This window comes from Streptomyces sp. NPDC014727, assembly GCF_043083485.1.
Taxonomy (GTDB): domain Bacteria; phylum Actinomycetota; class Actinomycetes; order Streptomycetales; family Streptomycetaceae; genus Streptomyces.
This window is the reverse complement of the sequence record NZ_JBIBYR010000009.1, coordinates 173596-199117: the sequence shown is the minus strand read 5'-3', so window position 1 is coordinate 199117 and position 25522 is coordinate 173596. Positions and strand designations below refer to the sequence as shown.

19 protein-coding genes and 3 pseudogenes are annotated in these 25522 nt (G+C 70.7%); 4 read left to right on the top strand and 18 right to left on the bottom strand.

Annotation, left to right across the window (positions count from 1 at the left end; translation table 11 throughout):
- Positions 1-105 precede the first annotated feature (105 nt).
- The 4 genes and pseudogenes from ACF1B9_RS16960 to ACF1B9_RS16945 form a co-directional block, all read right to left on the bottom strand.
- Positions 106-522, bottom strand: coding sequence for a nuclear transport factor 2 family protein (locus ACF1B9_RS16960; protein ID WP_391740601.1), 417 nt, complete (start codon positions 520-522; stop codon positions 106-108).
- Positions 523-652: 130 nt separating this feature from the next.
- Positions 653-1231 carry a dihydrofolate reductase family protein gene (locus ACF1B9_RS16955; protein WP_391740600.1) on the bottom strand — a complete coding sequence of 193 codons (579 nt, stop codon included), beginning with the start codon at positions 1229-1231 and terminating at the stop codon, positions 653-655.
- A 57-nt stretch (positions 1232-1288) separates the two neighbouring features.
- A pseudogene (locus ACF1B9_RS16950) lies at positions 1289-1588 on the bottom strand (SAM-dependent methyltransferase); the annotation flags it as partial.
- 115 nt (positions 1589-1703) lie between these two features.
- A complete protein-coding gene (locus tag ACF1B9_RS16945; protein ID WP_391740599.1) occupies positions 1704-2198 on the bottom strand; it encodes a DinB family protein in 495 nt (164 codons plus the stop codon).
- A 162-nt stretch (positions 2199-2360) separates the two neighbouring features.
- Here ACF1B9_RS16945 and ACF1B9_RS16940 point away from each other — a divergent pair, with 162 nt between their 5' ends.
- A complete protein-coding gene (locus tag ACF1B9_RS16940; RefSeq protein ID WP_391740598.1) occupies positions 2361-3599 on the top strand; it encodes an MFS transporter in 1239 nt (412 codons plus the stop codon).
- Between the two features lie 224 nt (positions 3600-3823).
- Here ACF1B9_RS16940 and ACF1B9_RS16935 read toward each other — a convergent pair whose 3' ends face one another.
- The 12 genes and pseudogenes from ACF1B9_RS16935 to ACF1B9_RS16880 all read right to left on the bottom strand — a co-directional run bounded on the left by ACF1B9_RS16935 (position 3824) and on the right by ACF1B9_RS16880 (position 20028).
- Entirely contained in the window at positions 3824-4981 is a 1158-nt protein-coding gene (locus ACF1B9_RS16935; protein WP_391795921.1) for a carboxylesterase family protein, read from the bottom strand.
- 63 nt (positions 4982-5044) lie between these two features.
- Positions 5045-5527 carry a hypothetical protein gene (locus tag ACF1B9_RS16930; protein ID WP_391740597.1) on the bottom strand — a complete coding sequence of 161 codons (483 nt, stop codon included), beginning with the start codon at positions 5525-5527 and terminating at the stop codon, positions 5045-5047.
- A 32-nt stretch (positions 5528-5559) separates the two neighbouring features.
- Positions 5560-8316, bottom strand: a complete 2757-nt coding sequence (locus tag ACF1B9_RS16925) for a CHAT domain-containing protein (protein WP_391740596.1) — start codon at positions 8314-8316, stop codon at positions 5560-5562.
- Positions 8313-8729, bottom strand: a complete 417-nt coding sequence (locus ACF1B9_RS16920; RefSeq protein WP_391740595.1) for a hypothetical protein — start codon at positions 8727-8729, stop codon at positions 8313-8315. The genes ACF1B9_RS16925 and ACF1B9_RS16920 overlap by 4 nt, the downstream gene beginning before the upstream one ends.
- A gap of 263 nt (positions 8730-8992) precedes the next feature.
- Positions 8993-9148: pseudogene (locus ACF1B9_RS16915) on the bottom strand (amidohydrolase family protein); the annotation flags it as partial.
- A 49-nt stretch (positions 9149-9197) separates the two neighbouring features.
- A pseudogene (locus ACF1B9_RS16910) lies at positions 9198-9248 on the bottom strand (hypothetical protein); the annotation flags it as partial.
- 94 nt (positions 9249-9342) lie between these two features.
- Positions 9343-13128 carry a S8 family serine peptidase gene (locus tag ACF1B9_RS16905; RefSeq protein WP_391740594.1) on the bottom strand — a complete coding sequence of 1262 codons (3786 nt, stop codon included), beginning with the start codon at positions 13126-13128 and terminating at the stop codon, positions 9343-9345.
- A gap of 105 nt (positions 13129-13233) precedes the next feature.
- Positions 13234-14385, bottom strand: a complete 1152-nt coding sequence (locus ACF1B9_RS16900; protein ID WP_391740593.1) for an XdhC family protein — start codon at positions 14383-14385, stop codon at positions 13234-13236.
- Positions 14386-14429: 44 nt separating this feature from the next.
- Positions 14430-15887, bottom strand: coding sequence for an NCS2 family permease (locus ACF1B9_RS16895; protein WP_391740592.1), 1458 nt, complete (start codon positions 15885-15887; stop codon positions 14430-14432).
- Positions 15888-16154: 267 nt separating this feature from the next.
- Positions 16155-18539 (bottom strand): xanthine dehydrogenase family protein molybdopterin-binding subunit, encoded by a 2385-nt coding sequence (locus tag ACF1B9_RS16890; RefSeq protein WP_391740591.1) that lies wholly within the window; start codon positions 18537-18539, stop codon positions 16155-16157.
- 2 nt (positions 18540-18541) lie between these two features.
- On the bottom strand, positions 18542-19135 hold the full coding sequence (locus ACF1B9_RS16885) for a (2Fe-2S)-binding protein (RefSeq protein ID WP_391740590.1): 594 nt from the start codon (positions 19133-19135) through the stop codon (positions 18542-18544).
- 2 nt (positions 19136-19137) lie between these two features.
- Positions 19138-20028: a xanthine dehydrogenase family protein subunit M gene (locus tag ACF1B9_RS16880; RefSeq protein WP_351073722.1), complete on the bottom strand. Its 891-nt coding sequence runs from the start codon at positions 20026-20028 to the stop codon at positions 19138-19140.
- Positions 20029-20286: 258 nt separating this feature from the next.
- Here ACF1B9_RS16880 and ACF1B9_RS16875 point away from each other — a divergent pair, with 258 nt between their 5' ends.
- Complete coding sequence (locus tag ACF1B9_RS16875; protein ID WP_391740589.1) at positions 20287-22038, top strand: PucR family transcriptional regulator; 1752 nt, start codon at positions 20287-20289, stop codon at positions 22036-22038.
- A gap of 163 nt (positions 22039-22201) precedes the next feature.
- Positions 22202-22987, top strand: a complete 786-nt coding sequence (locus ACF1B9_RS16870; protein ID WP_391740588.1) for a hypothetical protein — start codon at positions 22202-22204, stop codon at positions 22985-22987.
- 56 nt (positions 22988-23043) lie between these two features.
- On the opposite strand, the gene ACF1B9_RS16865 is transcribed toward ACF1B9_RS16870, so the two are convergent.
- Positions 23044-23508 (bottom strand): hypothetical protein, encoded by a 465-nt coding sequence (locus ACF1B9_RS16865; RefSeq protein ID WP_391740587.1) that lies wholly within the window; start codon positions 23506-23508, stop codon positions 23044-23046.
- An 88-nt stretch (positions 23509-23596) separates the two neighbouring features.
- Entirely contained in the window at positions 23597-24373 is a 777-nt protein-coding gene (locus ACF1B9_RS16860) for a GntR family transcriptional regulator (protein WP_391740586.1), read from the bottom strand.
- Positions 24374-24519: 146 nt separating this feature from the next.
- Between ACF1B9_RS16860 and ACF1B9_RS16855 the strand changes: the two genes are divergently transcribed.
- On the top strand, positions 24520-25368 hold the full coding sequence (locus tag ACF1B9_RS16855; RefSeq protein WP_391740585.1) for a (2Fe-2S)-binding protein: 849 nt from the start codon (positions 24520-24522) through the stop codon (positions 25366-25368).
- Positions 25369-25522: the final 154 nt, after the last annotated feature.

Genomic DNA, 25522 nt, shown 5'->3' with positions numbered 1-25522 from the left:
GACGGCGCCCGGTCAAGGGAGGGGCGCCGTCGGCGTCGACGTCCGGGTCGGCCCGCATGTTCGGGCACATGTCACATGTGCTCGGCGCCAAGCACATGTGACATGTCATGAGGGTCGCTGGTCCCCGTCGGACGGCGCACGGCGTGCGGCGACCTTGCGACGGCTGATGCGCCACCCCTTCGCACCACGCACGATCAGGTCCTCGTACGTCACGCTTCCGCACGTGCCGTCCGACCTGGTCCCGATCCCCTTGGACCGGGCGCGCACCTGATCCCCGCTCACCGGGGTGAGGATGATGTTGGTGACGTGGTGCCCCACGGTGCCGCGCTCCCCCATCGCCCGTGCCGCGTCCCGGACGGCCGCCGGACCATGCAACGCCCCGTGCCCCAGATCGGTGGCGTCGTAGACGACATCGGCGGTGAACAGCTCTTCCAGCCGGTCGAGTTCACCGTCATCGACCAGGTGCCCGTGCAGGCCGATCAGTTCCGTGATGGCCATGCGGTCCTCGACGCCCAGTGTCATCGCCCCAGTCCTTTCGCCGCTTCTTCGGTTCTTCGGTTCGTCGGCTCTCTCGACGGTGCGGCAGTTATACGGTGAGAACTCCCCTCAAGGCCCGGCGGAGCGGCGGGGACGCCGTCGCAACCCGTGGAGTTCATTCCGGTGGAGCAGCCGCGGGGCGCTCGTAGCGCAGGAGCACGACCCCGTTGCCGAAGGTCCGGCTCCCGGTCAGGCGGAGGGGGGTCCGGGCATCCTCCGCCGGGAAGAGGGGCTTGCCCCGACCGATGCGAACGGGATGGACGTAGAGGCGGTACTCGTCGATCAGGTCGTGACGCATGAACGACGCGGCGAGGCCGGCACCTCCGACGACCAGGTCCCCACCGGGCTGTGCCTTGAGAGCCGTGATCTCGGCCACGTCGACGGCGCGCATGATGGTGGTGTTCCAGTCGGCCCGCTCCAGCGTCCGGGAGAACACGATCTTGGGCATGTCCCGCCAGATGCCGGCGAACTCCGCGACAGGTCCGGCATTCGCGGGATCTGCGTCGGCAGTCGGCCAGAACTCCGCCATCAGCTCATAGGTCACCCGGCCGTCCAGGAAGCCGCCCATCGTCTTGAGCTGCTGGTTGAAGTGGCGGTGCAGTTCGTCGTCGACGAGGTGCCAGTCGATCTCACGGTCCGGGCCCTCGATGAAGCCGTCGAGGGACATCGACATCATCAGAACGATCTTCCTCATCGCAGTCCGTTCCCTCTCCTCGTCACGGTGCGGCGCGGCTTCCTGCTCTCGTTGCGGTCAGCGCTCGCCGGAGCCTTCGCGCCATACGAGTGTGTAGCGCCAGAACAGCCTGCGCCTCAGCCGGGCACCGGGCAACACCCGACGCGCCTCGCGAACGATGTCGGCGAAGGTCATCTCCGCCGGCCGGGTCACAGCGGTCATCGAGTCGGGGCGGAACGCCTTGCGCCCCTTGTCCTTGATCACGGCCATGGCGGCGTTCAGCGGAACGGAAGCGAGAGCCAGCAGGCGGTCACCGGGGGTCGATTCCCGGGACAGGCCGACCACCACCAGGGTTCCACCGGGAGCCAGATGCCCCCGGGGGAGGGGCCGTTCCCGTTCGGAAAGTGCCTCACCACCGAGGCACGGCCGACCGCCGTCGGCAAGATCCGGCACCTCGTCGAGCGGTACGGGCCGGCGAAGCGGCCGAGCACGGTCAGTAGTGACCCGTCTCGCCGTCCAGGATCTCCCTGATGGCGTCCAGGTGACCCGCGTGCCGGGCAGTTTCCTCGATCATGTGGAACGTGATCCAGCGCAGGCTCGCGGCCGAGGCGTCGAAGTCCGGGTGCCGGCCCACGTCGTCGAGCGACCGTGCCGCGATGATCTCGTTCGACAACGCGATCTGCCGGTCGTAGTCGTCGAGGAGCTCTGCGAGCGGGACGCCCTCGACCATCATGTCGGCGTCCTCGGGCCCGTCGAACACGGGCCCCACGGCCGGTCGGCCCAGCAGGACGACCTCGTACCAGAGGTGCTCCGCCCAACGGAGGTGTGACATGACACCCGCCACCGTCATGAGCGGCGAGGACGGCAGGACGGGCCGGTGGGCGTCCGCCTCCGTCAGCCCTTCGCACTTCCAGCGGGCGACCGCGCGCTGCGTGTCGAGCCAGCCGACGAGCAGCGGATTTCGACCATCGCCCCTCCGCTGGAACACCCTTTCTGGGGCTCGACTCGCCCTGGTACGTTGACCGGCATGTTCCTCTCCCGTGCGTAGGACTCCGCCCTCACCGCACCCCGTCCCACCGGGTGCGGCCCTTCGGTGTCCCCGCGTACCCGCAGTGCCGTGCACAGCGCTGCCCGACTGAGGAATGTCCTTGTGCTTTCACCCTCGCCCGCGCCCTCGCGCGCCCCTTCGTACGCCGCCGTCCTGCGTACCCGTCATGCCTCCCGCACCTTCGGCTCCGCACTGCTGGGGCGGCTCTCGTACGGGATGGTCTCCCTCTCCCTGATGCTGGCGGTGAAGGACACCACCGGCTCCTACTCCGTCGCGGGCACGGTCATGGCCCTGTTCGGGGCGACCAGTGTCTTCCTGTCCCCCGCCCGCGCCACGCTGATCGACCGGTACGGGCCGCGCCGGGCCCTGCCGCCGATGGCCGGTGTCTACGCGGCACTGCTCGCCGCCCTGGCGTACGCCACCTGGCGGCCGGGCACCTCCTCGCTCCTGCTGGGGGCGCTCGCCGTGACGGCGGGCGCCTGCACTCCGCCGCTGGGCCCCGTGATGCGGACCCTGTGGAGCACTCTCGTACCGGAGCGGGAACTGTTGCAGCGCGCCTACAGCCTGGACGGCGTCGCGGAGGAACTGCTCTTCGTCACCGGGCCGTTGATGGTGGGAGCGGTGATCGGGTTCGCCGTGCCCGCGGCGGGCGTCGCGATCAGTGCCGCACTCGTGCTGGTGGGCACCCTGGCGCTGGTGTCCTCGCCCGTGGTGCGCGACGTCGGCACGACGCCGTCGGCCCCGAAGGCCGTCGCACCGCGGGGTGCGCCCCGCGCGCAGCGGCTGCTCGGCGTCGTCGGGCTGCGGCACGCCGCGGTGGTGGCGGCCGCCGTGGGGCTGTGTCTGGGGGCCCTGGATCTGCTGGTGGTGGCGTTCACCGAGCAGCACCACCGGGGCGCGGCGGTGGCGTGGGTGATGGCCGCGCTCTCCGCCGGGAGCGCGGTCGGCGGGCTCGCCCACGGCGCCGTCTCCTGGCGTGCGTCGAACCGGGTACGGCTGCCCGTACCGGCCGCCGGCCTCGGGCTGGCGATGGCCGTGGCCGGCCTGTCGCCCGATGTGTACGTGCTGGTCGCGGTGGTCGCGGCGGCCGGGGCGTTCGTCGCACCGGCCCTGACCACGGCGTATCTCGTCGCCGACGAGTCCGTGGGCGAGGGCAGTCGCACGCAGGCGGGTGCGTGGGTCAACACCGCGGTCAACGCGGGGTCCTCGGTGGGCACCGCGCTGGTGGGGCTGCTGGTGGACCGGCTGTCGCCGGCCGCCTGCTTCGCGGTCGCGGCGCTGCCCGCCCTGCTGTGTGCGGCGGTGGTGGCGCGCGGCGCGGTCGGCCGGTCACGGCGGTGAGGAGGCCGCCACGACCGGAGGTGTGACGAGTACCCCGGCACGTCGCCGAGAGCATCGTGGGGTCCGGACGGCCTCCCGGCCGTCCCGCACCGTCCATGTCCCGCTCCCTCGGCGGCCGTTACACACGCTCGTGAAAGCGCACGGCCAACTGTTGCTGGTCCAGTCGGATCGACGCGCCGCACGATGTCCTCGGTTCGCGAGGGTCTCCGCTTCACGTGCCCCGGTCAGCTGCTCCCGCCTCCGTCGAATCGACGGATCCGTCGTTCCCGGGTGAACGGTGGCCAGCCGGGGTCGCCGGTCCGGGCGAACGCGACCCACGTCGCATGCATCTCTTCGGCCAGCGCGGCAGGCGGTTCGGCCGGCCCCAGCAGTCCTCGTTGCCCGCGCAGCGCCGGAAGGCCGAGTCGGTCGAACACGAAGGGAAGCTCCACCGTGTGTGCGGCGCCGAGCCGGCCGTCGATGGCGAGTGAACGCCAGGCGAACTCGTAGACGTGGGCGTGGCCGTGCGCCTCGGCCAGTCTCCGGCTGCCGGCACCGAACAGTGCGTCGCCGAGGATTGCTGAGCGCACCTCGCCGTACCCGGCGGCCGGATACCGGTCCCGGTGGGCCGCGACGAGTGGGCCGGGGTCGCCGTGGGCGGCGGCGGTCAAACGTACGTCTTCCGCGGTGGAGGTCGTCAGGTTGCCCTGGGGTGCGAGATACAGGTTCCCCTCCTCCGCGTTGGTGCCGACGAGCAGGTCGACGTCCGCCAGCGGACTCTCGGCCGGCTGGCGTTCCAGTACGAGACTGAACGGGCTGAGCCCCATGAGAGGGTCTGACCGATCGGCTGTCCGCAGGTCCAGCCCACCCAGCTCGGGCACCACCTCGACGAGCCCTTCGTCGGGGACGTCCGCGAAGGCAGCGGCCGTCGGCGCGACACCGAGCGCCGCCGCGGCCGTCCGCGTCACCCGTGCGGCCTGCTCGGGGGAGAACGCTCCGAGTCCGCTGCCGCTCTGCACGATCGCGCGCTTGACAAGCCCTGCTGCCGCGGGCGTGGCGAGGACCGCACCAGCGATCGTGGCCCCTGCGGACTGGCCGAAGAGGGTGACGCTGTCGGGATCGCCGCCGAAGGCCGCGATGTTGCTCCGGACCCAGCGCAGCGCGGCGATGACGTCGAGCAGGCCACGGTTGGCCGGCGCGTCGGGCAGGTCCAGGAAACCAGCGATGCCGAGGCGGTAGTTGAGCGTCACCAGGACCACACCGTCGCGGGCGAACGCGGCGCCGTCGTACAGGGCTGCGCTGGTCGAGCCTGCCACGAACCCGCCGCCGTGCACGAACACCATCACCGGGCTGCGCTCGGCCTCACGCGGAGCCCACGGAGACCCGAACAGACGTTGGCCCACTCGCAGGACCAAGGGCGTCGCCGGGCTGGAGACCCGAAGCGGGCCGGCCAGGGCTCGGCGGCGTCACTGTGGAGGGCCGCTGAGGATTCGGGAGACCAGGCGAGCCAGATCGCGGAGCAGGCTGGCGGACGCCGCCTGCTTGGTCACCCGGAAGCGGAACTCCGACTTCCCCTCGGTGCGCTTGATCTCGATGTCTATCTTCGTCTGAAGCCAGGACACCAGGGCGCCCAACAGCACTGCGGCGGCGCCGGCATGCTCCACGCTCATCTGCTCGTCCGCAGGCGGATCGGCCAGGACGGCCGCCGTGAGCTGCGCTGTCTCGGCGTCATGGGACAGCTCGGCAAGCAGTCGGCGTGCGGCGGCATGGTCGTGCACGCCCTCCAGCGCTGCGGCCACGGCCTCGGGCGATCGGCCGCCCGCACGGAGCAGGGCCTCGATCAAAGCTTGGGCCTCGGAGGCGTCCAGGGGCGTGTGGGTCGGGTCGGAACCACCGAGGTCCTCGGCGATCTCCTGGAGGGACAGCTGCACCGAGCGGACGGTCAACATGCCTGATTCCTCGGGATGTTCGGGCGGAGTGGTCACAGTCGGCTCCAATCGCCGGAGAGGGACAGCGCTGCCCAGTGGTAGGGGTGGGCCTGCCAGTCGTAGTCCGGCCGCGCGAGCATGTTGCGTTGCGCCTGCCAAAAGGCGCGCCAGACCGGCCGGTGCGGGGCGGTGGCCAGGTGCTGGTAGAAGTCCGTGAGGAAGCGTCGGGAGCTCGTCTCGTCGACGTTCCACAGCGCGGCCACTACGGTGCCGACGCCCGACCTCAGCAGCGCCTCCACCAGGTCTTCGACGTCGCCGGCGGCGAACTCGTCGTAGCCGGTGGCGCAGGCACGCAGGGTGAGGAGGTCCAGGTCCAGTACATAGTGGGCAAATTCCCGGACCGTGATCAGGTGGTCGAGACGCGCGCGGACCGAGAGCTGCCCGGGGGCCTTGCTCGGAAGCTTCCCGTCATGGGATACCAGGAGTCCGGAGTCCAGAGGTTCGCGCCGGTCGAAGTATCCGTGGCAGGTGAGGTGGGCGATCCGGGCTGTGGCCAGGCGCCGGAGGACCTCTTGCCGGTCCGCAGCCGTCCCGGTCAGCCGGTCCACCGACCAGGAGGGGACGGCCAGCAGGTCGGCGTCGTTCTCGAAACGCTCCGGGGCGGGGTCCTCCCGCGCGGCCACGCCCGCGCAGAACACCGGCCGGGTACCGATTGTCGTGGGTCGGGGCCTGCCACCGGTGACCAGAGCCTGGGGGTGTGGCACCCGGACGACGGCGTGGGCAGCGGCGAGCGGTCGGCCGTCCGGCATCGGGGCGGCGTGCAGTGGGATTCTCTGCATCGGCCCTTCCCCGGCGACGAGCAGGAGTTCCCGGTGGCGCACGTACGGTAGGAAGGCCGCGACCAGGGGCGTGAGCGAGTCGAGGAATGGGGTAGGTCGACGCCATGGCCGGCGCGGATGCAGTGGGGGCAGCGGCGGGAAGGTGTGTGGGTCGCCGTCGAAGGCGCGGTGCAGGTCGGTGACCGCGTCAGTGAGCTGCTTGTGTCCGATGGGCACCCGGTTCACGCGGAGCGCGTCCGTGGCCGGGACGTAAGTGAAGACCGTGGTCTGGTCCTCTCCGGGGAAGAGTGCCAAAAACGTGCATTGCTCGGCCGAAGGCATACCCCGCAGGCGCTCGCGAACGGACGCGAACCCGGTGCGGCGTCCAGGCTGCGCGATCTCCTCGTGGATGTCGAAGGCCAGTTCTTCCGGGGATCGGGCGCTGGGCAAGCGCAGTTCCCGTCCGTGATCGAGCAGCAGGTCCGCGAGGAGATGGTGGAGCGCCCGGTGCTGCTGGACGGCCGCCCGCATGCTCTGCGGGTCCGCGACGCTGGTGTCCGCGTCCGCCGCTGCGGCGAGGCGGCGCAGGAGTGCTGTACGCGACTGCCACAGCAGATCGACGGCGAGTTGGCGGTCTGCGTGCGAACCGGCTGCCAGCGTCTCGGCCAGGTCGGCCGTCACTGCATGGTACTGAAACTGCTCCGGATCCTCCTGCGTCTGCTGGCGAAGACGGCTGAGCAGGGTCGCTGCTTCCCGAAGTCGCCCCTGTCGACGGTGCTGGAGGGCCAGCGCGCGATCAAAGAGCAGCGAGACCCGCCGGTACTCGGGCGAGGAGGGTCCTTTCGGGCGGGCGAAGCCGTCGCGAAAGATCTCAGCGAGCGAGATCAGCAGGTCTGTCTCCGGGACGTCTTGGGTCAGCCGAGAGGCGAGCCGACTCAGTCCGGTGCCGATCGCCTGCAGATCGGGCGTGACCGTAACGATGAAGCCCTGAAAGAGATTCTCCACCATCTCCTCCCTGTTGCCGGACTCCAGGGCCGCGTCGCTCAGCCCGAACCGGGCCGCTGACTCGACGAGAGCCCAGCCCTCTTGGCCGCCCACCAGCTCCAGCGCGCGCTGGTGGCAGGAGCGGGCCCCCGCTGCGTCGCCGGCCAGGCGCAGAGCCTCACCGAGGTGGTTCAGCGCGTGGGCCAGCGCCACGTCCTCGTCGGGACGCCGGGTCTGGATGAGGTCGATGACCCGGCGGTGTTCGCGAACTGCGTCGCGGTGCCTGCCCACTGCGGAGAAGGCATCGGCCAGCCCCGTCCGAGCGAGCGCCTCCACCAGGTCGTCGCCGATCGGCTCGGCCAGTTGGCAGGCACTCGTGAAGGCGTGCCGCGCGCGGCCGTGCAGCCCGAGGCTCTGGCACAACGACCCTCGCCTGAGATGGAGATGAGCGGCCGCAAGGTAGGCCGGGCCGCCGTGCGGCAGCAGGTCCGGGCCCTCTGGGTCGGCGTCGAAGGACTCCATGATATCCAGCGCCTCGCGGTTGCGGTGCACACGTTGCAGCGCATCGGCGAGATGCACCCGCACCTGAGCGATTCGCGCCTGCTCGTCCCGGTTCGTGCAGGGTAGGGCGTCTGTTTTCCGGGCGCTGACGAGCGCGGCTTCCAGGTCACCGCGGTCGAGGTGTTCCAGCACTATCCGTTCCAGGACCATGCGCGGTTCCGTGGGGGCGACCGGGAAGACCTCGTCGATCCGGGTACGCTGCCCGCGCCGGTGCGCGAGGAGCTCCCAGGTGCCCCGACTCTCCTCCACCAGCCGCACCACCTGGAGAGCGGCCTGCTCGGCGGCCCGGCGCCCGTCCGCATGGAACCGGTCCCTGCGCAGCAGGAGCACCCCCCAGAGTTTGTCCCACGCGCACACGCCGGCGTTGTCGAAAAGCAGGGACTCCGCCTGGAGGAGCGACGTGGCGGCGAGGAGTTCGTCGACGAGGCGCTCGGCGGGGTCCTTCATGCACCGGGCTCCCGGGGCCGCGCGCGATTGTCTTCCAGCAGCGACTGAAGATCGCTCCGTGCCCGGCGGACCGTGTCCAGTACGGGTGCATGCGGCGCCAGCGCCTCCAACTCCCGTGTAGCTGCGTCTAATTCGGCGTCCCACCGAGAGTCACCGGCCCGTACCCGGGCCACACAGAGCGCCCCGACCAGGACCTCCAGCGGCTTCGGATCGCTCAGGTCGGCGGCGCGCGCCCAGCGCACGGTCTCAAGCAACTCCTCGTCGGTGACCGGGCTCAGCACCATCGACCTGAGCTCGTACATGGCCGTCGCCAGTCGGCCCGCGTCGCCAGGCTCCGCCCGGCCCTGCTCGATTGCCTCACGCAGCGCCTCGATCCTGAGCTCGACGAACCTGCGTTCCTGAGCCAACCGCATCTCTGTATCGGACACTACTCCCCCATCTCGGATCACCCAGCGGTCAATCGGGTCTGCTGACTCGGACGCGTCCAGGGAGGAAAGGGTTGCAGGACGGTGCGACGGCGCAGTGGAGCCTGCCCGAACACCCCACCGGGTCCTGCCGGGCTGCCCGCAGGGCGAGTACCGCGGCCGCAGCCTCGGTGACGGCCGTGGTGTGCAGCCGGGCACGCAGCAGTGCGGGGACGCTGTCGCGGGTCAGGCCCGCCGCGACGGCCGGTTCTGCCGATGTCGTGCAGGACGTCTTCGGCGGCGATCGTGGTGGAGCGGATGCGGGACTCCGCGCAGGCGAGGTCCTCGGGGACGCGCGGGTTGAGGTGGTGACAGACCATCAGCATGTCGAGGTGTTCGGCGACGGTGTTGACGGTGTGCGGGAGCGTGCTCGAACCGCAGGGACGTACCGGAGGGAATATCGAGCCGGAATCCCTCGGCCAGAGTCCGGTCGAGAGAAAGTGCGGGATTCGCGTCGGAGAAATGCAGATGCGATCCGAGGTGATGAAGGGAGCATGGAAAGAGGCGTGCGACGCACCCCGGCCGGGGTGCGTCGCACGCCTCAAGAGCGAACCTCAGCAGATCACTTCAGGCCGAACGCCCTGGTGATCTCCTGGTCGACGCCCAGCCCGTCGGCCGCCTCGGCGTGCGCCTTCAGCGAAACGAAGGAGCTGCCCGCCTTCGGCGTCTTGAACCTGGCGGTCCAGGAACCGGCCGCGTCCTTGCGCAGCTGAACCTCTTCCCAGGTCTTGCCGTCGTCGTAGCTGACCGACAGCGAGGCCTTGGTGGCCTTCACCGCACCCTCCAGCCACTCCTGCGTACCGGAGGTGAGAGCGATCTCGGTCCACTTGCCGGACTCGACGTCACCGGCGAGGTCGGTGTCGACCTTGTAGTCCAGCTGCAGCATCGGGATGTCGGCCTGGTACGGGCCGTTCTCGTCCATGGCGCCCGAGACGAAGTTCCACTCGGTGTGCGTACGGGTGGAGGTCTTCCAGGTGTCACCGTCCCGGGTGGAGTCGAGCACGAAGCGGTACGGCAGCTTCTCGGGCGAGACGTCCCAGGCGAATCCGGCCCGGCCCTTGACCTTCTTGATCAGGGTGTCGCCCTGGTAGAAGGCGGTGGTGGTGGTGGCGTACTCGTCCTCCGGCATGGAGCCCGAGTGCCCCGCACCCGAGTCCGTCCACGGGGTGAAGTTGAACTGGATGTCGTTGTAGACGGAACGGAACGGACCCCAGTAGCCGGTACCCAGACGCGGACGAGTGACCGGCGCGAACCACTGGGCGGGGTAGGTGCGGCCCGCCGTGTAGTCCAGCTCCCCGCTGCGCATCTCCTGCGCGCTGTCCGATTCGGTGGCGTCGAGGATCGAGTGGTTCTCGTACCAGAAGGAGGCGCCCGGGAGAGGGGTGACCCACTCGTCGCGGGTGCCGGGGAACTTCTCGTACTCCTCGAAGCCGAGGCCCGGGCCGTAGTCCGGGATGTCGTAGCGGTAGCCTCCGCCGAGCATGTCCTTGTGGCCGTAGAAGGTGTTCTCCACCTTCGCCAGCTGACGGACCGACGGGGCGAACTCCAGGGAACGGTCCGGGACGGTACCGTCGTGGCGGTCGACCAGGTCGTACACATAGCGGGCGAACCTGTGCTGAGCGATCGTCAGTTTGCGGTCGGCTTTCACCGCCTTGATCAGGTCCTCGCCTGCCAGGCGCTGGACCGAGGCGACAGGAATGGTTCCCTTGGTCCCATAGGGGGTGTAGCTCTCCATCAGGACGCCGTCGCCGTCGTTGACGACGAACAGTGCCCCGGCGCCCGCGGCCACGGCGTTGGCGAGCCGGTCGGCGGGAGCGACCGCGTCACTGCTGCGGATGACGACGGCCTTGCCCTTGACGTTCAGACCCTCGTAGTCGGCCACGGCGCCGTTGCCCGCGAAGACGCCGGCCAGCTTCTTCTCACCGTTTTCGGCTATGGCCGCACCACCCTGCGGGAAGACCGGCACGTCACGGCCGTCGGCCGACACATCCAGCTGCTTCTCGCCCTGCCGCCAGCGGGTCAGGAAGGAGAAGCTGCCCTGCGTGACCTTCTTGGTGGGGCCGGCCCACAGCTGGTCGTAGGTCAACGGGATCTGGTACGCGTCGCGCTGGACGGTGCCGTCCGGTGCGGTACGTGCCATGTCATATCGCAGCTGTCGGGTCTCGGTCTCCTTCGGGGTCCGCACACTGACCTTGTGGGCCTTGGACGCGTCGAGGGTGACCGTGGTCGCCTTGTCGAGGATCGTCTCGGGGGCAGCGAGGAATGCCACGGCCTTCGAGTCGGCGCGGTCGCCGGCAATGTCAGCGGCGGTCCAGGCGGTGTAATTGCCCGGCGGCAGCCGCAGCGTGGACTCGCCCGACACCTGGACGACGTTCAGGTTCGGGTCGCCGAGCGCGCCGAAGACGACCAGACCGTCCATCGGCTTGCCGTCTCGGTCACGGAGCCTGAGCGTCAGGTCGTACAGCTCCTGCTCCTTGTACAGGGCGAATCCGGTGTGCGCGACGGTGGTGCCCGCCGCGTCCGTGGCGATGACCTGACCGGAGAACCGGGTGTCGTTCGCGACCTTCGACGGGTCCAGCGAGAGCACGGCCTCGGCGGTGGAACCGGCCGGGACGGTCAGCCGCTTCGTCGACAGGGTGTAGGCCTCGGCGTCCGTGTCCATGGCCAGGTCGAGCGTGACGTCCTTCGCCCCGGTGTTGCGGTAGGTGATGGTCCGCCGGGCGACCGGGTCCGACGCTGAGTGCGGCCACTGGTAGGAGGCGACCTCGACGGATCCGGTGGCCTCGATCGTGGTGTCGACCGCCGCCTTCACGTCGAGCCGGCCGGTTCCCTGCTCGTACGGGGTGTAGGCGTCGAGCCTCTTCGACGAGCTCATCAGCGCGTCCTTGATCCGCTGGCCGGACCAGTCGGGGTGACGCTGCTTCAGAATGGCTGCGGCGCCCGCGACGTGCGGGGTCGCCATCGACGTACCGGACATCGACCGGTACATCCCGTTCGTGCCCGGGACCGACTGCGAGGCCGCGGCGTTGATGTCCACACCCGGTGCGGACAGGTCGGGCTTCAGGCCGTAGGACCTGACGAGCGGGCCCATCGAGGAGAAGTCCGCGCGCTTGTCCTTCTTGTCGACGGCGGCGACGGTCAGGGCCTTCTGCGCCGAGCCGGGCGAGCCGATGGTGCCCGCGCCGTAGGAGTTGCCCGCGGCGATCACGAAGAGCGGCCCGCCGTCGGCGGAGAGTGCGTCGACGGCCTGCGACATCGGGTCGGAGCCGTCGTCCGGGATGCTGGAACCGAGGCTCATGGAGACGACGTCGGCGCCTTCGGCCTTCGCCCACTCCATGGCCTCGATGATGCCGGAGTCCTCACCGGATCCGGAGTCGCCGAGCACCTTGCCGATGATCAGCCCGGCGCCCGGCGCCACGCCCTTGTTGACCCCCTCCGACGCGGCGCCCGAGCCCGCGATCGTGGAGGCGACATGCGTGCCGTGGCCGTTCTTGTCGACGACCTCCTCGCCCGGCACGAAGCTCTTGGTTTCGAGGATGCGGTCCTTGACGTCCGGATGGGTGGCGTCGATACCGGTGTCCAGGACGGCGACCTTGGAACCCTTGCCGTCATATCCCTCGGCCCATGCCTGGGGAGCGTTGACCTGCGGAACGGAGTCCTTGAGCGCTGCTTCCACCCGGCCGTCGAGCCAGAGCCTGTCGATGCCGTTGTCCAGCGACCGGGCCGTGGAGGTGCGGGCGATGTCGTTCCAGAAGGCCCGGACGGTGTCCTTGCCGGCCTTCAGCGCGGCACCGTGAATGCTGTCCAGGGTGCGGATCTTCTTGGCGCCGCGCGGGGCGGCGGGCAGTGAACGGCCCCGGCTCGCCGGGTAGGTGGCGATCACCGGGATGCCGCCCGATCTCTTGTCGTCGTACCCCATCCGGGCGAGAGCCGAGACGTTGAACAGCCGGCGGTCCAGCTTCCCCGCCGCGAGCAGGGAGCCGGCCTCGTCGGGCAGGACGTAGAGATCGTCACCGGCCTGCTGGACGTGCACGCCGCCGACCGCGCCGTCGGGGCGGTCCACGGTGACGGTGTCCTGCTTGCCGACGCCGTCCGTGTAGTGCACGACATCGCCCGTGAGCAGGGTGATGTCGTACTCCTTGACGGGGTCCTCGAGGGGTGCGGCGGCCTGGCGTCCGAGGGACCCGGGCCGGTCCGCCGAAGAGGCGGGGACAGAGGCGGAGGCGGAGCCCGCCGCGGGAAGCAGCGCGCCGCTCACCAGAGCGACCGAAGTCGCTATGAGCAGAGCCCGGCGACCCGCACGAGCGGGTCTCGCCCGGCCGGAAGCGGAGGAGGGTGTGAATGTCATGCAGCTGATCTACCGGCAAAAGCACGGCTACGGACGAGTTCACACCTGGCGTGAAGCCGCCGTGGCGGCAACCCGCCCACGATCAGTCGTGGTTCAGGGAACGGTTCAGGCCACGGACGTGATCACTCCGTTCGGCGGCCGGCCGCCTTCGTGGTGGATCGGGGTGTGCGCGCCCTTGAGCGGCACGCCGCTGCCGCCGCGCCGGTCGGCGACGATTTCGGCGGCGATCGACAGCGCGGTCTCCTCGGGGGTACGGGCGCCGAGGTCGAGGCCGATCGGCGAGTGCAGCCTGGCCAGTTCCAGCTCCGTGACGCCGATGTCGCGCAGCCGGTCGTTGCGCTCCAGGTGGGTGCGGCGCGAGCCCATCGCGCCGACGTACGCCACCGGCAGTCTCAACGCCCGTTCCAGCAGCGGGACATCGAACTTGGCGTCATGGGTGAGAACGCACAGGACGGTGCGCGCGTCGACATCGGTGGCCGCGAGATAGCGGTGCGGCCATTCGACGACCAGTTCGTCGGCCTCGGGGAAGCGGGCCTTCGTGGCGAAGACGGGGCGGGCGTCGCACAGGGTGACGTGGTACCCGAGGAACTTTCCCGCCCGGACCAGCGCCGAGGCGAAGTCGATGGCCCCGAAGACGATCATCCGGGGCGGTGGGACGCTCGATTCGACGAGCAGGGTGAGCGGCTGTCCGCAGCGCGAACCGTCGGCGCCGATGGTGAGGGAACCGGTGCGGCCGGCGTCCAGCATCGCGCGGGCATCGGCCGCCGCGGTGCGGTCCAGCTCCGGATGCCCGCCGAGCCCTCCCTCGTACGATCCGCCGGGGCGGACGAGCAGGGGGCGGCCGAGGAGTTCCGCGGGCCCCTCGGTGACCCTGGCCACCGCCGCTGCCTCCCCCCGTGCGGCGGTGGCGAGAGCTGCGGCGAACACGGCCCGTGCGGGATCGTCCGCACGGACCGGTGTCACCAGGATGTCGATGATGCCGCCGCAGGTCAGACCGACCGCGAAGGCGTCCTCGTCGCTGTAGCCGAACTGCTCCCGCACGGTCTCGCCGTCGTCGAGGGCCTGCTCGCACAGCTCGTACACCGCGCCCTCCACACACCCGCCGGAGACCGATCCGATCGCCGTGCCGTCGCGGTCGACGGCGAGGGCGGCTCCGGGCTGCCGGGGCGCGCTGCCGCCGACCGCCACGACGGTGGCCACGGCGAAGTCTCGTCCCTGCTCGACCCACCGGTTGAGCTCTGCGGCGATGTCCAGCATCTGTCGGTCTCCTCAGCGGTTGTGTGAAGGGCTGTTCGGGCGCGTCAGTGGACGCCCAGCCACCCCTCGATCGGATGCAGCGCGAAGTACACGAGGAAGATCACCGTCAGGCCCCACATGAAGGCCCCGATCTCCCGGGCCCTGCCCTGGGCGATCTTGATGGCGACCCAGGAGATGACGCCCGCCGCGACACCGGTGGTGATGGTGTACGTGAAGGGCATCAGGACCACGGTCAGGAAGACCGGGATCGCGGTGGCGCGGTCGGCCCAGTCGACGTGCCGGGCGTTCATCATCATCATGGCCCCGATGACGACGAGCGCGGCGGACGCGACCTCCTGCGGGACGATCGCGGTGACCGGCGTGAAGAACAGGCAGGCCGCGAAGAACAGTCCCGTGACGGCCGAGGCGAGGCCGGTGCGGGCGCCCTCGCCGACGCCGGTGGCCGACTCGACGAACACGGTCTGGCCGGAGCCGCCCGCGATGCCGCCGATGGCTCCGCCCGCGCCGTCGATGAACAGGGCCTTCGACAGACCCGGCATGCGGCCCTTGTCGTCGGCGAGCTCGGCCTCGGTGCCGACGCCGATGATGGTGGCCATCGCGTCGAAGAACCCGGCGAGGACGAGCGTGAAGACGATCATGCCGACCGTCATGGCGCCGACGGACCCCCAGCCGCCGAACTCGACGTGCCCGAAGAGCGAGAAGTCGGGCGTCGAGACCGCGCTGCCGTGCAGTGCGGGGGCGCCGCTGGCCCACTGCTCGGGGTTGATCACGTCGAGCGCGTTGAGGATCATCGCGACGATCGTGCCGGTGATGATGCCGATCAGGATCGCGCCGGGGGTGTTGCGCGCCTGCAGCATGAAGATCAGGAGCAAGGTGCCCGCGAAGAGCAGGACCGGCCAGCCGGCGAGTTCACCGGTGGGGCCCAGGGCGAGCGGGGTGGCCTTGCCGGTGTGCACGAAGCCGGACTTGTAGAGGCCGATCAGGGCGATGAAGAGGCCGATGCCCATCGTGATGCCGTGTTTGAGCGCGAGCGGGATCGCGTTCATGATCAGCTCACGGAGGCCCGTGACGACCAGAAGCATGATCACTACGCCGTACATCACGCACATGCCCATGGCCTGCGGCCATGTCATCGCCGGGGCGACCTGCGAGGAGATCACACCGGAGACCGACAGGCCCGCGGCGAGGGCCAGCGGCACCTTGCCCACGAAGCCCATCAGGAGCGTGGTGAGTGCGGCGGCGAACGCGGTGGCGGTGATCAGACCCTTCTGGCTGAGTGTGTCGCCCGCTACGTCCTTGCCGGACAGGATCAGCGGGTTGAGCAGAAGGATGTACGCCATGGCCATGAAGGTCGTGACGCCGCCGCGCACTTCGCGCGCGACGGTGGACCCTCGTTCGGATATGTGAAAGTACCGGTCGAGCCAAGATCTTCCGGCGGGGACGCGCGAGCCGTGGCCCGCTTCCTCCGCGGTGGTCTCGGACTCCACTGACTGCTGGGTCATGATGCCTGACTCCCAAGGTTCACAGGGGCACCCGCGATGAAGAATCGATATGCGGGATTTGGGATGACTGCGCTGGCGGCACGACCCGGGGGACGGCCCGAGACGAACTGTTCATGCAGAGTGGAATGTGCAGGTACTGCGATACTGCTCGGTGGAACAACGGCCGTATTCCGTACGGCACTTGGGATCTCCGGGCGGTGCGGGCGACGGAAGTGTGACGTTCCTGGGAGGCACGCACCGCCCGGAGGGTTCGGGGGGAGCTGTGACTCAGGTGCCCGTGAGGTGCTCGGGTCGTACCGGTGTCCTGTTGAGCTCCAGGCCCGTCGCGTTCCGGATCGCCGCGAGGACGGCCGGGGTCGACGACAGGGTGGGCGCCTCACCGATGCCACGGAGCCCGTACGGGGCGTGGTCGTCGGCGAGTTCGAGCACATCGACCGGGATGGTCGGCGTGTCGAGGATGGTGGGGAGCAGGTAGTCCGTGAAGGAGGGGTTGCGCACCTTCGCGGTCTTCGGGTCGACGACGATCTCCTCCATGACGGCGATACCCATTCCCTGGATGGTGCCGCCCTGGATCTGGCCCACGACCGACAGCGGGTTGAGTGCCTTGCCGACGTCCTGGGCGCAGGCCAGTTCGATGACCTTGACCAGACCGAGTTCGGTGTCGACCTCGACGACCGCGCGGTGGGCGGCGAAGGAGTACTGGACGTGGCCGTTGCCCTGTCCGGTACGGAGGTCGAACGCCTCGGTGGGCCGGTGGCGCCACTCCAGCTCGATGTCGACCGCCTCGTCCTCCAGTACGTCGACCAGGTCGGCCAGCACCTCGCCGCCGTCGGTGACGACCTTGCCGTCTTCCAGGAGCAGTTCGGCGGTGGCCCACGCGGGGTGGTACGTACCGAACTTGCGACGGCCGATCTCCAGGACGCGTCCGCGCACGGCCTCGCAGGAGTGCTTCACTGCGCCGCCGGTGACATACGTCTGCCGGGAGGCGGAGGTGGAGCCGGCCGAGCCGACCTGTGTGTCGGCCGGGTGGATGGTGACCTGGGCGACGCCGAGTTCGGTCCGGGCGATCTGGGCGTGGACGGTGACGCCGCCCTGTCCGACCTCGGCCATGGCGGTGTGCACGGTCGCGACGGGTTCGCCGCCGATGACCTCCATGCGCACCCGGGCCGTGGAGTAGTCGTCGAAGCCCTCGGAGAATCCGACGTTCTTCAGGCCGACCGCGTAGCCGACGCCGCGTACGACGCCTTCGCCGTGGGTGGTGTTGGAGAGCCCGCCGGGCAGGGCCCGTACGTCGGCCTGCTCGCCGGCCGACTCCCACTGGCGCTCGGGCGGCAGCGGCATCGCCTTGACCCGGCGCAGCAGTTCGGCGACCGGTGCGGGCGAGTCGACGACCTGTCCGGTCGGCAGGAGGGTGCCCTGCTCCATGGCGTTGAGCTGCCTGAACTCGACCGGGTCCATGGAGAGTTCGGCGGCCAGCTTGTCCATCTGGGCCTCGTAGGCGAAGCATGCCTGGACCGCGCCGAAGCCGCGCATGGCGCCGCACGGCGGGTTGTTGGTGTAGAGCGCGATCGCCTCGATATCGACGTCGTCGATGACGTACGGGCCGACGCTGAGCGAGGAGGCGTTGCCGACGACGGCCGGTGAGGCGGAAGCATATGCTCCGCCGTCCAGCACGATGCGGCATTTCATATGGGTCAGCTTGCCGTCGCGGGTCGCGCCGTGCTCGTACCAGAGCTTGGCGGGGTGCCGGTGCACATGGCCGAAGAAGGACTCGAACCGGTTGTAGACGATCTTGACCGGCTTGCCGGTGCGCAGGGCCAGCAGACAGGCGTGGATCTGCATCGACAGGTCCTCGCGGCCGCCGAACGCGCCGCCGACTCCGGAGAGCGTCATACGGACCTTGTCCTCGGGCAGGCCGAGGACGGGAGCGATCTGGCGCAGGTCGGAGTGGAGCCACTGGGTGGCGACGTACAGGTCGACGCCGCCGTCCTCGGCGGGCACGGCCAGACCGGACTCGGGGCCGAGGAAGGCCTGGTCCTGCATGCCGAAGACGTATTCGCCGCTGACCACGACATCGGCACGGGCCGCCGCCGCGTCCGCGTCGCCGCGCACGATGGGCTGGCGGTGGACGATGTTGGGGTGCGGTACGTACCCCGCGTGGTGGTCGTCGCGGCCCTCGTGGACGAGGGGCGCGTCGGGTGCGAGGGCGGAGGCCTCGTCGGTGACGACGGGCAACTCGCGGTAGTCGATCCTGATCTTCGCAGCAGCGCGGCGGGCCGTCTCCGGGTGGTCGGCGGCGACGAGCGCCACCGGTTCGCCGTGGTGGCGGACCTTGCCGTGGGCGAGGACCGGGGTGTCCTGGATCTCCAGCCCGTAGTTCTTCACCGAGGCCGGCAGGTCGTCGTAGGTGAGTACGGCGTAGACACCGGACATGGCGAGCGCCTGCGAGGTGTCGATGGAGACGATCTCGGCGTGCGCGACCGTGGAGCGCAGCGTGTGGCCCCAGAGCATGTCCTCGTGCCACATGTCGGAGGAGTACGCGAACTCTCCGGTGACCTTGAGGATGCCGTCGGGGCGCAGCGTGGACTCGCCGATGCCGCCCTTGGTGCGGGTGCCCTGGTTGATGCTGGTGGGGTTGCCGGTAACGCCCATCGTCAGACCGTTTCTTCCGCGCGGGCGGCCGCGAGGCGGACCGCGTCGAGGATCTTCTCGTAGCCGGTGCAGCGGCAGAGGTTGCCGGAGAGCGCCTCACGGATGTCCGCGTCGGACGGCTCAGGGTTGCGTTCGAGCAGCTCGTCGGCGGCGATCAGCAGGCCGGGGGTGCAGAAGCCACACTGGACGGCTCCGGCGTCGATGAACGCCTGCTGGATCGGTGAGAGTTCGCCGGTGTCCCGGCTCTCCTCGCCGGCCGGCGCGGCCTCCCACCGCCGCGCCTTGTCGAGTGCGGTGCCGCAGGCGCCGGAGGCGCAGCCACTGCCGGGGTGTTCCTGGGAACGGTGGGCCGCGAAGTCGGCGAGGCCCTCCACGGTGACGACCTCGCGGCCCTCCACCTGCCCCGCGGCGACCAGACAGGAGCAGACCGGGACACCGTCCAGGCGGACCGTGCACGATCCGCACTCGCCCTGCTCGCAGGCGTTCTTCGAGCCCGGCAGGCCCATCCGCTCACGCAGCACGTAGAGGAGGGACTCGCCCTCCCAGACGTCGTCCGCCTCGTGCCTGCGGCCGTTGACCGTGAAATTGACGCGCATGATCAGGCAGCTCCTTCGGTGCTGCGGCCGTTGCCGCGGTACGACTCCCAGGTCCAGCCGAGGGTGCGGCGGGCCATGATCCCTACCGCGTGCCTGCGATAGCTCGCGGTGCCGCGCACATCGTCGATCGGGTTGCAGGCACCGGCGGCGAGCGCGGCGAACTGCGAGGCGATGGACGGGGTGATGATCGTTCGGCTGTCCCAGAAACCGCCCTCTTCGAGCGCGGCGTTCAGGAATTCCTCGGCCTCCTTCGCCCGTACGGGCGTGGGGGCGGCCGAGCCGATGCCGGTGCGCACCGTGCGGGTCTCGGGGTGCAGGGCCAGGCCGAAGGCGCAGACGGCGATGACCATCGCGTTGCGGGTGCCGACCTTGGAGTACTGCTGCGGCCCGTCGGCCTTCTTGATGTGCACGGCCCGGATCAGCTCGTCCGGGGCGAGGGCGTTGCGCTTGACGCCGGTGTAGAAGGCGTCGATCGGGATCATCCTCGTCCCGCGTACGGATTCGGCCTCGACCTCGGCGCCCGCTGCGAGCAGCGCCGGATGGGCGTCACCGGCGGGCGAGGCGGTCCCCAGGTTGCCGCCGACGCCGCCGCGGTTGCGGATCTGCGGCGAGGCGACGGTGTGCGAGGCGAGCGCGAGTCCGGGCAGCTCGGCGCGCAGGTGCTCCATGATCTGGCTGTACGGTACGGAGGCGCCGAGCCGTACGCTCTCCTGGCCCACCTCCCATTCGGACAGTTCTCCGATGCGGTTGAGGTCCAGGAGGTACTCGGGCCGCCGGTGGTCGAAGTTGATCTCGACCATCACATCGGTGCCACCCGCAATGGGCACAGCCGTGGGGTGCTCGGCCTTGGCGGCGAGCGCCTCCTCCCAGCTGGCGGGGCGAAGGAAGTCCATGAGTGGCTCTCTTCTTCTCAATCGGTCGTTCGCTGGGGCTGGGGACGGCCGGCCCTCGACTGGTCGTTCATGTGTTGTTAACGCGGTGTGGGGCCAAGTACACAAGCCGTGCTCCACCCGGTGCAGTCACCGAAACCATGAAGGAGTTGGCTGGCCGCTCTCTCCGTCTTGTAGATTCGAACGAATGGCGGGGATCAGTAACCTCACCGCAATACCCAGTTTTCACCCGCACCAACGAAAGAGATCGGCGGCGACGAGATGCGGCTGCGCGCACTGCTGGAGACCGACGCGCTGGGCCTGCGGCTGCTCGGCGGCGAGGACGAGCTGGACCGCTCCGTCCGTGGCGTGATGACCACCGACCTGCGGGATCCCAGCCGCTATCTGTCGGGCGGCGAGCTGGTCCTGACGGGTCTGGCCTGGCGCCGGGACGCGACGGATTCGGAGCCGTTCGTACGCATCCTGGCAGGTGCCGGGGTCGCCGGGCTCGCGGCCGGCGAGGCGGAGCTCGGTGACGTCCCCGGCGATCTGGTGGAGGCCTGTGGACGACACCGGCTGCCGCTCTTCGCCGTCCATGAGACCGTCGCGTTCGCAACGATCACCGAGCATGTGGTGCGCCAGGTGTCGGGCGAGCGTGCGGGCGATCTCGCCGCCGTCGTGGACCGCCACCGCAGGCTCATGACCTCGGGCCCGGCGGGCGGCGGCCCCGAGGTGGTGCTGGATCTGCTGGGCTCCGATCTCGACCTGCACGCGTGGGTGCTCTCCCCCACCGGGCGGCAGATCGCGGGCGCCGGAGACGCGCCGCTGGCCGGGCCGGTCGGCGCGGCGCTCGCCGGCCACCATCTGGCCGCCACCCGCGGCGGCCGCCGGGCCCCGCACCGCACCACGGTCGACGGCATCACGTATTCGCTCTTCCCGATCCGGAACACCGGGCGGGGCGCGGTGCCGGCCTCGCGGGATGTGCGCGAGTCGGTGCTCTCCGACTGGCTGCTCGCGGTCGAGGCGGACGCGAGCGACTGGCCGCCCGCCCGGCTGGACCTGCTCCAGGGCGTCACCCAGCTGATCGCCGTCGAACGGGACCGGCGCGACGCGGCCCGTACGGTACGCCGCAGGCTGGCCCAGGAAGTCCTGGAGCTGGTCCAGACGGGCGCGCCGCCGGCCGAGATCGCCGCCCGGCTGCGGGTCGCCGCTCCGGTGCTGCTCCCCGGGCTCGGGGCGGCGCCGCACTGGCAGGTCGTGGTGGCACGCGTCGAGTGGGGCGACGCGGCGGGCTCCCCCGCCACGGGCGGCCAGGCCGGCTCCGGCCCCGCCGTCGCGGGCGGCCCGGTGGCCCAGGCATTGCTGGAGGAGATCCTGGTCGACCCGGCGGTCACCGGCACCGACTCCGCGGACCGGATCGCGGTCGCCCACACCGGCGACGAGGCCGTGGCGCTCGTACCGCTGCCCGCCGTCACCGTGCCCGCTTCGGGCGGCGAGCCCGGCGCGGCGCCGTCCGGCGCGCCCGCCGAGGCCGACCCCGCGCTGCACGCCGGTGTGCTGCTCGCCGCCGTCCGCGAGCCGCTCTCCGCGGGCCTCGCCGACGACGGGCGGCTGACACTGGGTGTCAGCGCGGCCGTGCTTTCGCCCGAGGGACTGCGCGGCGCCCTGGAGGAGGCCCGGCACGCCCGCCGGGTCGCGGCGGCCCGGCCCGGCCGGGTCTGCGCGGCCGGGCACCACGAGCTGGCCTCGCACGTGCTGCTGCTGCCGTTCGTCCCCGACGACGTGCGCCGCGCGTTCACCGCACGGCTGCTCGACCCGCTGCGCGACTACGACCGGCGCCATCGCGCGGAGCTGATCCCGACGCTGGAGACGTTCCTGGACTGCGACGGTTCCTGGACGCGCTGCGCCGCCCGGCTCCATCTGCACGTCAACACATTGCGCTACCGGGTCGGGCGAATCGAGCAGTTGACGGGGCGTGACCTTTCGCGCCTGGAGGACAAGCTCGATTTCTTCCTCGCCCTGCGCATGAGCTGACTTCCGGGCGCCACCTCCCCTGCGGGCATGTCGGCTCGTTTGTGAAATCTTTCACCTGACATTGACCCGACCCCTTGGCCCGGCGTGCCATTCCGTGCTGAGATGCGGCCAGACTCAACAGCTCGATGGCGCGCTCGGGGAGGGCAATGTGGCGCATACCGCCATGTCTGGTTCCGGAACGACAGCCGATGACGATCCGCCGCTCCAGACAGCGGTATGGCGCCTGCGGTCACGCGCCTGCTGGACGGACGCCGCCGCGCTGCTCGAACACGACGCCGTCACCGATCCGGCGGCGGCACTCCAGCGGACCGCGCTGCTCACCGAACGGTGCCTGTACACCGGGCAGGGCTGGACCGACGCCGAGGACGCCCTGCGCACCGCCGAGGCACTGGCCCATGACGACGCCGAACGCGGCGCGGCGGCCTGCGAACGCGGCCATCTGGCGTACGCGTCGACACTTCTGGGCGTCCGGGACCGGGCGGACGAAGCCAGCGTCGCCCTGAGCCGCGCCGCCGCGCTGCTCGCCCCGTCCGCGCCGGGCCGCCCGCTGCTGGACTTCCGCCGAGGCCTGATCGCGCAGAACATCGCCGACTCGCCGCAGGCCGCGCGGGCCGCCTACCGCAGGGCCCACGCCGGTGCCACCGCCCAGGGGGACGCGCTGCTGCTCTCCTCGACCTGGCGCCATCTCGCCCTGCTCGCCCTGCGCGAGGGCGAACTGGCGGAGGCGCGTCACGGCTTCGCCGAGTGCCTGCGGATCAGGGAGGAGCTGGGCTACCTGATCGGGACGGCTCCGGCCCTCATCGCCCTCGCGGACTCCGAGCCCGAGCCCGAGGCGGCGACCCGGCTGCGCGCCGAGGCGGGCCGGCTCTTCCGGCTGCTCGGCGGCGTACCGACCTGGCTGGCTCCGCACCTGGACCCGCCGCCCCCGCAGACGGCCGAGGCGAACTGAATCCGCGGCACCGCCCGGAGGAGGGGCGGGAGCGTTCCCGGCTCCTCCTCCGCACGTCAGGTGAGATCCACGACCGGATCACCGGGCTTCCAGCCGGCGCCGCTCCACTCCGGTGTCGGAGACGGGCGGTCCGGGGCGGGCGGCGGATGGGGACCCCGGTTGGGGTTCTGCGGTACGGCGGGAGGGTTGTCCCGTGATCCGCCGCTGTCCCGTCGCGGGGGCGGGACCGGGGATTTGGGCGGCGCGGCCTTCCGTGGCGGTACCACGACGGCGACGGTGTGCGAGGCGTCCGGGGCCGGTTCGGACGGCTTCGCGACGGGCGTGTGTCCCGGTGTCGCGACGGGGGTGCCCGTGGGCATCGGCGACGGTGTCACGGACGGCTGTGCGGACGTGGCCACCGGGCTCTCGCCCGCCGGGACGGTCGCACCCCGGCCGGCCGCCTGTGAACAGCCGCCTGCGCCCAGCACCACCGCCGCCATCAGCAGTCCGGACACCGGTCTCGACGCCCGGCTTCCTGCCATTCCCGCCCCTAAGAATGATCATGTGATCAGAGGCGTAGCGTAACCCGTTCCCACGGCGAGGCCGACGGAGCCCGCGGCAGCGTCCGGTTCAGCTCTCGGCGCCGGTGAAGTGTTCGCGTACCAGCGACTGCACGACGGCCAGGTCCTGGGCGATGAGCGCGTCGAGCAGGGCGGTGTGCTCGGCGGCGTCGGCCAGCAGGTCGGCGCGGCGGGTGGCGGGGTTGTCCCCCAGCGGCCACTGGGAGCGGCGGTGCAGGTCGTCGGCGACCATCACCAACTGCTCGTTGCCGCAGAGGGCGAGGACGGCGCCGTGGAAGGCGCGGTCGGACTCCGCGTAGCCGGCCCGGTCGCCGACGGCGGCGGCCGCCACGGTGGCGTCGGCCAACGGGCGCAGGGCGCACCAACGGGCCGACGGCACGGTGCGGGCCAGCCGCAGCATGACGGGGACCTCGATCAGGGCCCGCACCTCCGCCAGTTCGGCCAGCTCGCGCGGGCCCCGCCGGGAGACACGGAAACCGCGGTTCGGTACGACCTCGACGGCACCCTCGATGGCCAGCTGTTGCATCGCCTCGCGCACCGGCGTCGCGGAGACCCCGAAGCGGGCGCCCAGAGCCGGGGCGGAGTAGACCTGTCCCGGGACCAGCTGACCGTCCACCAGCGCGACGCGCAGGGCGTCCAGGATCTGACCGCGTACGGAGTGCCGCTGCACCACCGGCCGCGGGGCGGACGGCTCGCCGTGTGTGTGTTCGCCGCGCGCCTGCTCGGGCACCCGCGCATCGGGCACCCGCACGGACGAAGAGGCGGTCGCGGACGCGGCGGACGAGTACGACGGCCGTGCCTGTTCACGCGCTCTGCCCTGCTCCACTCGGACCTCCCCGGCCTGCCGTGGGCGCGGCTCGCGTGCGCCATGCCCCTTGTGCACCATAGGCGGAGCAGGCCGCAGTTCAAACATCGATCCGTTCGGGTAAGGTAAGGCTTACCTGCAAACGATCGCGATTCGGTGGTCCCTGCATGACACTCCCCGTCCTTCTTCCCGGCACCACCGCGTCCGCCGTGACGGGCGCGTACGCGCGCCTGAGCGAGGTGTTCCCCGGTCTGCGCGCAGAGGTGCTGACGGACGAGGAGGCCGCTCCCCGCGGTGCCGGCTGGGTGGGTGCGCACGAGCTCGCGGCGGGCGGTGCCGCGCTGGACGCCTTCCTCGCCCGGGACCACGCGCAGGTGCTGCGGGACCACGGGCAGCAGCCGCGTCCCGATGTGGTCGCCGGCTTCGGGCTGCACCGGTACGCCTGGCCCGCCTGCCTGCTGGTGACGGTGCCGTGGTTCCTGCACCGGCGGGTCCCCCGGATCCCCGTCGAGGATGTGGCGTTCCAGCGGGCGCTGGGCCATCTCACGGTGCGCCTGAGGGAGTTCGCCTGCCTTCCCGACGATCCGGCCGCCGGACTGCCGGGCGCCCGCGTCGTTCCCGACGAGGCGGCGCTGCGGGCCGAGGTGCTGGCGTCGGTGGCCGAGCACATCGGCCCGGTACTGAACGGCTTCGGTCCGCGGATGCGGCGCGGCAGGAGGGCCTTGTGGGGGATGGCGACGGACGAGGTCGTCGAGGGCCTGTGGTACATCGCCCATCTGCTCGGGGAGGAGCGACGGGCGATGACCGAGCTGGAGGAGCTCCTGCCCGGCACCATCAAGCCGTACGTCGGCTCGGCGGGCTTCCGTGAACTGACCGGTCCGAACGGCGAATCACTGCCCACCCGGGACCGGACGAGCTGCTGCCTCTTCTACACGTTGCGCCCCGAGGACACCTGCGTCACCTGCCCCCGCACCTGCGATGCGGACCGGGTACGGAAACTGACGCCCGCTCACTGATCCACGCCCCTCGTACGGGTAGTACTATTCGAACGCAGATCACTGGCCGCATACGGATATTCGATCAGATCTCGGTTATCCGTATGCCCTGCCAACCCAATGGCGTTCTCTTGCCCCGAAACCCCCTGAGCATGACGGGGTTTCGGCAATCATG